Source organism: Nonomuraea sp. NPDC049784 (assembly GCF_040659615.1).
GTDB lineage: Bacteria > Actinomycetota > Actinomycetes > Streptosporangiales > Streptosporangiaceae > Nonomuraea.
On record NZ_JBFAMX010000407.1, the window covers coordinates 1 to 9,271 of the forward strand.

Annotated in this window: 11 protein-coding genes; 8 read left to right on the top strand and 3 right to left on the bottom strand. The window is 66.0% G+C overall.

What is annotated here, in order from left to right; translation table 11 throughout:
- Positions 1-222: hypothetical protein (locus AB0J09_RS45215; RefSeq protein ID WP_360705675.1), on the bottom strand; the 222-nt coding region annotated here is incomplete at its 3' end.
- Entirely contained in the window at positions 219-542 is a 324-nt protein-coding gene (locus AB0J09_RS45220) for a WhiB family transcriptional regulator (protein ID WP_360705678.1), read from the bottom strand. The genes AB0J09_RS45215 and AB0J09_RS45220, both read right to left, overlap by 4 nt.
- Positions 543-828: 286 nt before the next feature.
- On the opposite strand from AB0J09_RS45220, the gene AB0J09_RS45225 reads away from it, so the two are divergent.
- Together AB0J09_RS45225 and AB0J09_RS45230 are read left to right on the top strand one after the other, a co-directional pair.
- Positions 829-1,530, top strand: a complete 702-nt coding sequence (locus AB0J09_RS45225; RefSeq protein ID WP_360705680.1) for a GntR family transcriptional regulator — start codon at positions 829-831, stop codon at positions 1,528-1,530.
- A 32-nt stretch (positions 1,531-1,562) separates the two neighbouring features.
- Entirely contained in the window at positions 1,563-2,408 is an 846-nt protein-coding gene (locus AB0J09_RS45230) for an alpha/beta fold hydrolase (protein ID WP_360705683.1), read from the top strand.
- On the opposite strand, the gene AB0J09_RS45235 is transcribed toward AB0J09_RS45230, so the two are convergent.
- On the bottom strand, positions 2,385-3,614 hold the full coding sequence (locus AB0J09_RS45235) for a helix-turn-helix transcriptional regulator (protein WP_360705685.1): 1,230 nt from the start codon (positions 3,612-3,614) through the stop codon (positions 2,385-2,387). The two genes, AB0J09_RS45230 and AB0J09_RS45235, sit on opposite strands and share 24 nt — an antisense overlap.
- A gap of 314 nt (positions 3,615-3,928) precedes the next feature.
- Here AB0J09_RS45235 and AB0J09_RS45240 point away from each other — a divergent pair, with 314 nt between their 5' ends.
- From AB0J09_RS45240 to AB0J09_RS45265, 6 genes are all read left to right on the top strand, one after another.
- Positions 3,929-4,342 carry a hypothetical protein gene (locus AB0J09_RS45240; RefSeq protein WP_360705688.1) on the top strand — a complete coding sequence of 138 codons (414 nt, stop codon included), beginning with the start codon at positions 3,929-3,931 and terminating at the stop codon, positions 4,340-4,342.
- Positions 4,343-4,672: 330 nt separating this feature from the next.
- Positions 4,673-5,992: a hypothetical protein gene (locus AB0J09_RS45245; protein WP_360705691.1), complete on the top strand. Its 1,320-nt coding sequence runs from the start codon at positions 4,673-4,675 to the stop codon at positions 5,990-5,992.
- A gap of 33 nt (positions 5,993-6,025) precedes the next feature.
- Positions 6,026-7,225, top strand: a complete 1,200-nt coding sequence (locus tag AB0J09_RS45250; protein WP_360705693.1) for a hypothetical protein — start codon at positions 6,026-6,028, stop codon at positions 7,223-7,225.
- Positions 7,222-7,755, top strand: coding sequence for a dCTP deaminase (gene dcd / locus AB0J09_RS45255; protein WP_360705696.1), 534 nt, complete (start codon positions 7,222-7,224; stop codon positions 7,753-7,755). The genes AB0J09_RS45250 and dcd overlap by 4 nt, the downstream gene beginning before the upstream one ends.
- Positions 7,752-8,282, top strand: a complete 531-nt coding sequence (locus AB0J09_RS45260) for a hypothetical protein (protein WP_360705699.1) — start codon at positions 7,752-7,754, stop codon at positions 8,280-8,282. Before dcd ends, AB0J09_RS45260 begins: the two co-directional genes overlap by 4 nt.
- Positions 8,279-9,271, top strand: a 993-nt coding sequence (locus AB0J09_RS45265; RefSeq protein ID WP_360705702.1) for a glycosyltransferase family 4 protein, incomplete at its 3' end; no start/stop codon positions are given. The genes AB0J09_RS45260 and AB0J09_RS45265, both read left to right, overlap by 4 nt.

Genomic DNA, 9,271 nt, shown 5'->3' on the forward strand with positions numbered 1-9,271 from the left:
CGCGCGGGTGCGCTCGGCTTCGGCATCGGCCTCCGCGACGATCCGGGTCTGCTCCTGCTCGGCCAGCTCGCCCGCCCGCTCGGAGAGGGCGGCGCGGTGCTCGGCCTCCTCGATCTCGCGCAGGCGTCGCGCCTCGTCGCGCATGCGCTCCTGCTCGATGCGGAGCTGCTCCGCTTCAAGCCGGGCGCGCTCGCGCTCGGGGCTGGGGGCAAGCAGTTTCACGCCGCCACCTCGTAAGTACCGATCCCGAGGATGCGGCGCTGCTCGGGGGTGGTGCCGCCGATGATGCCCCAGTTGTCGAACGGCATCGTCCGCGCCCGCATCACACAGGCGCCGGTCAGGCCGGCGAAGGGGCAGCCGGAGCACAACGCGCGGGCGTAGTCCTCGTTATCGGTCTGGCGGTCGTCGAGGGGGTACCAGTCGTCGGGGTCAGCGCCGGGCTGGCGGCACTTGGCGTCGCTGGTCAGCAGGACGGCGTCAAGGTCAGGGGTTTCGTCGAATGTGACAACGCGACGTGGCGATGCCACGATGTGGCTGGACATCGGGTCTCGGGTCCTTTCGCGAGGGGTGAGACTCGGTGTTTCAGGGCCTCGCCTGGAAGTGGAGTTCCAGGTGAGGCCCACTAGGGCTTGTGGTGGGCGGCTTTCCGGTGGAGCGGAGAGTCGCCTTTTTCGCACTCTGTTACTCTATGTTTGCGAGTAAACAGCGTTGCAATAGCCATGCTGCACCACCCGACGATCACTGTCAAGCCCGCAGGTGAGACGCCCGCTCGCCACCCGTAATACGATCAACGCCAGTCTGAACAGCCCAACGGAGGAGGACCCGCCCGTGCCCGTCGTGCGGTATCCCGAGGTCCTAGCCGACCTCCGGACCAAAATCCTCGACGGCACCTACCCCGCGGGCGAACCACTCCCCCACACCGACGTACTCAAAGACATCTACGGCGTCGGCGCGCACGTCATCACCAGGGCCATGCGGGAACTCAAGGAGGCAGGGCTGGTCTGGCGCGTCGCCAATCGCGGCATGATCGTTCAAGGGCCCACCGTCACCATCGAGATCCCCATGGCCATCGAGCGGCGCGACGAGCCCACCGCATGGGCATCCGCCTGCCGCCGAGCCGGGACCACAGGCCACCTGACATCACAAACGGGACGCATCGAAGCCGCGCCCAAGGAAGTCGCCCAAGGCCTCCGTCTCGACGCTGGCTCCCCCGTCGTCACCTGGGAACTCCAGGGCGACATCGACGGGCAACTCGTATGCCTCGACCAGACATACGTATCCAAGGAGCGACACGACGCCGGAGCCTTCGACGTGGAACGGTCGTCCGGCGTCGTGGACCTGCGCACCTGGATCCGCCCAGCCGGCCCTGTGGACGCCTCGCTACTTCGGGTCAGCCGCGGTAGTCCCCTGCTCGAGGTCACCCGCATCACCTACGACGACACAGGCCAGCCCCTTCACCTGCTGCGCCGCCTAGTCAACCCGCAGCGGGTCCACATCGCCGACCGGCTCCTGCCGCTCACTTCGCCCTGATCTCCGATGGTCGCGATACCAGCGCCGACCTTATGCTGCTGTACGTGCCTTCCATTGCTCATGAGATCGCCTTCAGTTCCCTCGACGGGCTCAATCTTCGCGGCACCCTGGTCCTCCCCGAAGTGCCACAGGGCACCTCCGCAACGGTGCTGGTGCACGGTGGCGGAGTCACCCGTCATGAGGGCGGCTTCTTCACCCGCCTAGCGCTCGGCCTGGCGGACGCCGGCCTGCCGTCGCTTCGCTTCGACTTCCGCGCTCACGGCGAGAGTGAGGGACGGCAGGAGGAGCTGACGCTTGCCGGTGTCGTCAACGACATCCGAGCGGCAGTCGAGTACGTCTGTGCCGAAGTAGGCAGCGAGCAAGCAAACATCATCGGCGCGAGCTTCGGCGGCGGCATTTCGGCCCTTTATGCCTCGCGCTATGCGGGCATTGTTCGGCGGCTGGTGTTGATCAACCCTCTGCTCAACTACAAGAAGCGCTTTGTCGACGAAAAGCCGTACTGGCATGACGACCAGATAGACGCAGAAGCCGGGCGAGAGCTGGCCACGCAAGGATTCGTGGCGCACTCGCCGTCGTTCAAGCTGGGACGCGCGCTGCTCAATGAGGTGTTCTACCTCCAGCCGCATACGGAGCTGGGGCGCGTCCTGGCACCCACGCTGATCGTGCACGGCACCGGCGACACGTTCATCCCGGTGCAGTCCTCACGCGACGCCGTGGACAAGTTCGGCGGTGGCGCCCGTCTGCTTGAGATCGAGGGTGCCCAGCACGGCATCGCAGTTCACGATGACCCTCAGTACGCCGACCCACAGACCCAGGAGTGGCAGGCCCACGCCATCGACACCCTCAGCGACTGGCTAAGCAAGGACAGCGTGGCGTAGCTCGCGCACGCTCTCCCTCTGCTGCCACGGCCGCAACCTCCCCACCAGCCTCAGAATCTCTTGATGAGTGCGGGCCGAGTTCGTCTCGCGCGCCAACGCCAACGCCTCAAGGCCGTTCACCGCCGCGCTGTCCGGCCGTTCCATCGCGACGAACGCTCCGCCCTTGAGCGACAAGAAGTAGCCGTAGTCCCTGCGGGAGAAAGCTTTCGGCGACAGCCACTGCTCGTAGAGTTCCATTGCCCGCTCGACTTGGCCTGCCTCGCAGTAGCAAATCGCGACCTGGAGCCCGAACAACGACTCATTGTAATGGGCGGCGATCCCCGTTTTCTCTTGATGCTGTATGAGGAGCCCGCGCGCGAGGTCAAGCTTTGACTCGATGAGCGCCATGTCGCCGCTGGTCATGGCGTAGCCACGTGCTTCCTGCTGCACCGCCTCAGCTTGCACGTGCGGCGGCAGATGCCAGGGATCCTGCTGGGCCGCTTCCGCAAGGGTGAGCATCCGAAGCGCGTCGCGTTCATCCCAAGCCGCCTGGCTCTTCTTGAGGAGCACGTAGCCCTGCATGGGGAAGTTACTGGTGGCTTGAGCCCACTCCATCGCGCGGTCACGCCAATAGCTGGCCAATTCCCGCATTGCGATGTCGCGATACAGCCACCCAAGGAATTCGGCTGCTCGCGCCCCAACTTGCAGCAAAGGCCGCCGCATGTCGGTTTTCGCTTCCTTCGCCATATCTTCGACAGCAGCAACCAAACCAAGAGCTATCGGGATGCTTTGCCTAGGGCCGCGTGTTCGATCGTTGGCAGCACAGTCGTCAAGTTGACATTCCAGGTGGGCAACAACTTCCTTATCGGCGTATCGGCGTGCATCGGTGATTGCAGCCGCGATGTGTTTCAACTCCTCCAGGCCAATAGCGGGCAAGGTGACGGCGGCCAAGCCGCGCTTCAAGAAGGAACGGCGTAGCAACTCGCTCGCCTCCTCCCACTCATCATCAGGAGGCTGGTCTGGCGGGGACGATGCTAGGGCCACCAGCTTGCCGTTTGCCCCGAGCCTCTCATCGAGCACCGTCGCAACGGCAAAGGTCGGCTTGCGTCGCCCGTTTTCGAGATCAGAAATGTGAGTCTTGCCGACGTTGGTCAAGAGGGCCACTTGCCGGAGGGACATATGTCCACGTAGGCGCCTAAGTGCCTCACCGAACGTCTCTATGCCCATGTGGCGCTCCCTGCCATGTCCACTGCTGTCCGCAAGTTCTGCGGACACTTTGCGGACAGCTAATCCCTAGCCCATGACTTCCGGTATTGGCAACGCTACTCCGGAGGGCTACTGCTTTCGATGCCCGCGACAAAAGAGTCGGCCCCGGCCTGGTGCGTGAACACCAGGGGAGCCCGGGGCCTTGATCAGGAATCGAGGTCCTGACCCATGGAGAAGCGTAGAACCAGCACCACTCACTCGCAGCCAAATCGTCTCCGAGACGTCGAGAACGTGATTCTCAATCCCTGGACCCGCGGCTGGTGAGGAGCCAGCAAGTGACGACACCACGCCACGCAGCCCCACCGAACGGACACCAGCTGGCAGCCCTGCCTAGCGAGCGCGACGACGCCAAGGGCAAGGCCACGGCTCTGTCCATCCTGCTCGCCGCACGCCACAACATCCCTGCCATCGTGCAGACCATGCCTTACGGGGTCGTCGTCAGGGTGTTCGCTGGGCTCATCGCACACGTCGATGACGTCATCTGGTGGCAGATCCCCGACATCACCGGCACTCGTGAGCGGCCACTCAGGACCTTCGCCCACACCCCGGCGGGTGCCGCCGACAGGCTCGCCCAGCACTACCTTGAGCTATGTTCCGTGCCCATCGGGGAACTCCTCCGCTCCGGCCGTATCCGGCTAATGGCCGACGACCTACCGGACGACGTCGAGGTCCGCCGTGAATCGCTTTGATCCCGACGAAGTCGCCGAAGCGGCCATGCTCCAGCGGACGAACCCCCGCTGGCTCGTCATGTGGCGGGTCTGGGCCAGGGAGTTCACCGCGTGGCACCTGGCCGACCCTCGCGAATGCCGACCTGTCGAAGCCAAAACCTCTGAAGAACTGCGTGACCAGATGGTCAACGCAGAACTCGAACTCTGGCGGGCCTCACACGTCCTTGACCGGCAGCCCACACCCCAGGCCGCCGGCGAGGCCCGCCAGACCGAACGCCCGCGGCCCGGAGATGAAGACGGGTCTCTCCGGGCCGCGGGATCCACCACGACTACAACGAAAACGGACCTACGATGATTCAGCAGACCAGCACCACCACCGACCTGCCCCGTGGATTGGCCATACGCGGCGGACGGAACCTGACGGGAACCACAAACGTGGACGGCTCCAAGAACGCCGCGCTCCCCTTGGTGGCCGCCGCTGCTGCTGTCGGCCGCCCCATCACGTTGACGAATCTGCCGACGTCCTCCGACGTACGCAAGCTAGTCCAGCTCATCCGCGGCGTTGGCACCCAGACACAGCTCGACGGCGACAGTGTGCTGCGCGTCATCCCCGATCCCGACCAGGCAGCGGAAATGGACCGCGCGCTGGCGGCCACCATCCGCGCCTCCTACTACCTGGCGCCCGCGCTGCTGGCCTCCGGCCGAGCCGACCTACCCTGGCCTGGCGGGTGCAATGTTGGCGACCGGGGCATGGAGCTGCACTTCATGGTCTATGAGGCGTTCGGCGACAGAGTCCACACCTGCGAGGCCGGATACCAGATCACCGCCAGCCAGCCGCAGCACCGTACACCGGTGGAGATCAAACTGCCCTTTCCGAGCCGTGGCACCACTGTGGTGGCGCTCCTGCGCGCCGTCGTGGCACGCAGACCGCTGATGCTGCACAGGCCCAACACCTCCCCGGAGGTGGCTGGTCTGGTGAAAGCCCTCACGCAGGCCGGTCATGGGGTGAGCTATCTGCCCGATGGAGTGCTGTCCTATCAACCCAGCAACGGATATCCGGCCAAGTGGCGCGTGCCGGGCGACAAGATCGAGGCCGGGACCCTACTGTGTGCGCTGGCGGCCACCGGCGGCCACGGCCGGATCACGGGAGTGGACCCTACACACCTGTTTCCGCTCCTCCGTCTGCTGAACAGCCTCGGATTCCCCATCACCACCAAAGACGATGGGGTGGAACTGTCCGCACCGGCCACGCTGACCGGGGCACCGGTTTACGCTGACGGCTCCCTGGAGTCCCTGTCGTCCACGTCGTGCCTAGACGCTGACTTCGAGCCTCCGCTCATGGCCCTGGCCCTCACGCTTCCCGCTACGCGTCACACATTCATCGACGAGATCAACCCGGGACGCCACGCCAATCTGGTGCCGCAGTTGCGCCGTCTGGGCGCGGTCATCACCGAGGTCTCCCCCACCCGCTGCGAGTTGAGCGGTCCTCAGGAACTCGACGCATCCTCCGTGGAGGCCACCGACATACGCACCGGATCTGCACTGCTGATCGCCGCGCTCACCGCTACCGGGATCACTGTGCTGACCGGGCTGACCCAGCTCCAGCGCGGTCACGCTGACCTGCCGGAGAAGCTGAAGGCGCTGGGCGCCGACATCACCCCCCTGGCGTGAGCCATGGCGACGGCTCGAACCGTAGAGGCTGTCATGGCCACTACCGATGTGCACTCCGCACTGGAGAACCCGTCCCCCATGCTCGCCCACCTCCACCACTCCCGAGCGCGGTACCTAGTTGCCGACTGCGGCGACTGGTTCGAGGGCAGCGGCTACTACGCCCTCGGGGGAGGCATGGTCGAGCAGCGCCTGCTGAGCAGCCTGTACGACGTCATCGCCCCAGGAAACCACGGCTGGCGACACCACCTGGCTACCGCCCTACGCCCCCTGACGGTATGCGCAAATGTCACCGACCCCACCGGCAACCTGCTGTGGCGGCCCCTGCATGAGGCTGTCGTGGCCGGACAACAGGTCGCGGTCACCGCAGTCATCGGCGAGCAGGCATTCGCGGCGATCCCGGCCGATGAACGAGCCGACGCCCGCCTGCTCGATCCCGCCGAAACCTTACGTCAGCTAATGGGAAGCCACCGCGCTGATGCGTGGATCGTGTTGAGCCACTCCGGCTACGACCACGACCTTCACCTAGCCGAAGCCTGCCCCGGCGTGGACGTGGTCTTCGCCGGGCACTGCCACAGCGACCATTACGAACCTACGGCAGCTGGCACCGCCTCGGTGGTCAAAGGGTACGAACTCGGCGTCGGCTACGCCCTGGCCACACCCACCAGCCACGGCTGGCAGGCCAGCGTGCACCGCTTCCCTTACGCAGAGCAGGTCCCGGCCTCCCTGGAGGCGATCATGATGCGGATCGAGCGATTACGCCGCCGCCTGGCCGAACCGCTCGGCCCGCTCACCAAGGCGTTCCGCGACCGGCCACTGAGCCGGACGGCGCTCCTGACCGCAGTCGCCGCCGACCTACGCCTCATCTCCGGCGCTGACGCCGTGGTGCTCAACCAGCCGTGCCTACGCACCACCGACCTCGGCAGTGAACTGACCATGGGGGACCTGCTCACCATCGAGCCGTTCGGCAACCAGCTCACCACCGCAGCCATACCGACACGGTTCACCGACGACCCCGCCTTGATGCTTGCCATGCTCACCGATCGGGCTGGCCCGATCATCACGGACCCGGCACCGCTCCAGCCCGGCTTACGCCGCGTTCTCACCACCAGGTATCTGGCCACCAACTTCCTGGGTCCCGCCGATCCGCACGCCGGCCTGCGGCTTGCCGAGGTCGTTCAGCGCGTCCTCACCGGCGACTACTCCGACCGACAGAAAGGCAGGCGCAGACCGTGATCCTCACCGGCCCTGAGATCATTGCCGCCGTCGCGGACGGCAGGCTGCGCATCGAACCCTTCGTCCACGGCCAGGTCAACCCGAACTCCTACAACGTCCGCCTTGGCGAGACCCTGATGATCTACACCGACCCTGTCATCGACGCCCACCGCCATAACACCACCCGCAGCCTGCGCATCCCTGACAGCGGGTACGAGCTGCAGCCCGGCGAGCTGTATCTGGGCCACACTCAGGAGCGGGTGGGTAGTGACGTCTTCGTGCCGCTGTTGTTCGGCCGCTCTTCGGTCGGGCGTCTTGGCCTTTTCGTCGAGATCACCGCGCCGATCGGCGACATCGGCTTCTACGGCCAGTGGACACTGATGCTGTCGCCCATCCGGCCATTGCGGGTCTACTCGGGCATGCGGATAGGCCAGATCATGTTCTTCTTATCCGTAGGGCCCGTTGACCTCTACCACGGCAAATACCAGGACGCGCGCGGCCCGCAACCGTCCGGCTATTGGCGGGACCCGATCCCGGCGATTGCATCATGATCCTCACCGGACCCGCGATTGCGGCCGCCATCGCCACCAACGAGATCGTGATCGACCCGTTCGAGCCTCAGCGGCTGTCGCCGAACGCCTATGACTGGAGGCTGGGCGACACGATCCGCATCTGCGACGGCAGCCTTGACGCCGCCGCCCCCACCAGCTTCCGCGAGATGACCATTCCACGGGACGGCTTCGTCCTGACCCCTGGCGAGCTGTATCTGGGACTGACGGCCGAGCGGACGGGCAGCGAGCGCTACGCCCAACTCCTCAACGGTGATCGCACCATCGGAGCCCTGGGCATATGGGTCCACGTCTCCGCTCCGCTCGGCCACGCTGGGCACGCCATCCAGTGGACCCTGGAGATCCGCGCCGCCCGACCGGTGCGCGTATACCCCGGGATGACCTTTGGGAAGCTCGTCTTCCTCCAGACGTTCGGCGGCCCGTCCAGCTACCAGAGCACGGGCAAGTACAGGACCACTCCAGGCATCGACATCTCCCGCCTGTACGAGGAAATGGGAGGCCCCCTGTGAGCCGCGTGGTCACGGCGCTCGACCTCCCCGCTGGCAGCCCCGGCGGTAGCGTCGAACTACTGTATGACCTTTACACCGGGGCCGAACCGCTGATCGCCGCACAGGTATTCATGCTCGCCTCCGAGACCCATGACGTGGCTGCTCCGGCCGGCGTGCAGCTGGTGACGGCACACGGAAAATGCGTGACCGGGCTGGAGTTCTGGAGCTACGTCAAGCGGCTACGCCGAGCACTGGCACCGCACATCGACCCGGACGAGGTCGCAGCAGTACACCTGCAGCACCTCGCCTTCGGCGCCACCCCAGCCCTGATCGGACTGCTCCCCAAACACCCGCGGCTGGCTCTGGTCCACGGAACCGACCTGATCTTCGCCGCCCGTCACCAGACGCAGAAACGTGTCCTCCTCCATGCCGTAGAAGCCGCCCGTCACGTCGTCGTCCCCACCACGGCCATGGCCGACATGCTCGCCACGCTCACGGCGGCTCGCGCTACCGACATCGTGCACATCCCCTGGGGCATCCCCGACGAGCTGCTACACACCCCACCCCAACGAGCACCGCATCGAGGACCGCTGCGTCTGCTGTACGCCGGCCGACTGAGTGCGGAGAAGGGCGCCGACACGCTCGTCCGAGCGTTGGCCACAGCGGGTGACCTCCATCTGAGCGTCGCTGCCCCAGCAAAGGAGTACGCTGCCTGCGAGCCCGAGCTAGCGCGAGCAGGCTGCAGCCTGTCCTATCTCGGCTGGCTTCCCCGGCCGAGACTGTGGCGCGCCTTCGCCGACCACGACCTGCTGCTCATGCCGTCCACCACCCTGGAAGCGTTCGGCCTCGTCGCCGTCGAAGCGCAGGCGTGCGGCCTGCCGGTGCTCTACCGGCCGGTTCCTGGCTTGAGCGAAGTCATGGGCGATTCCGCGCTGGGTGTAGACCTGACCGACCCCACCGCGCTGGCCCGCGTGCTCCACCAGGCGGAGGCCGACCCGAGCATGCTGGAC

What these genes read in the sequence shown, in the direction of transcription:
- AB0J09_RS45235 (WP_360705685.1), bottom strand. Translation starts at nt 3,614, where the DNA reads ATGGGCATAGAGACGTTCGGTGAGGCACTTAGGCGCCTACGTGGACAT.
- AB0J09_RS45245 (WP_360705691.1), top strand. Translation starts at nt 4,673, where the DNA reads ATGATTCAGCAGACCAGCACCACCACCGACCTGCCCCGTGGATTGGCC.
- AB0J09_RS45260 (WP_360705699.1), top strand. Translation starts at nt 7,752, where the DNA reads ATGATCCTCACCGGACCCGCGATTGCGGCCGCCATCGCCACCAACGAG.
- AB0J09_RS45250 (WP_360705693.1), top strand. Translation starts at nt 6,026, where the DNA reads ATGGCCACTACCGATGTGCACTCCGCACTGGAGAACCCGTCCCCCATG.
- AB0J09_RS45230 (WP_360705683.1), top strand. Translation starts at nt 1,563, where the DNA reads ATGCTGCTGTACGTGCCTTCCATTGCTCATGAGATCGCCTTCAGTTCC.
- AB0J09_RS45220 (WP_360705678.1), bottom strand. Translation starts at nt 542, where the DNA reads ATGTCCAGCCACATCGTGGCATCGCCACGTCGCGTTGTCACATTCGAC.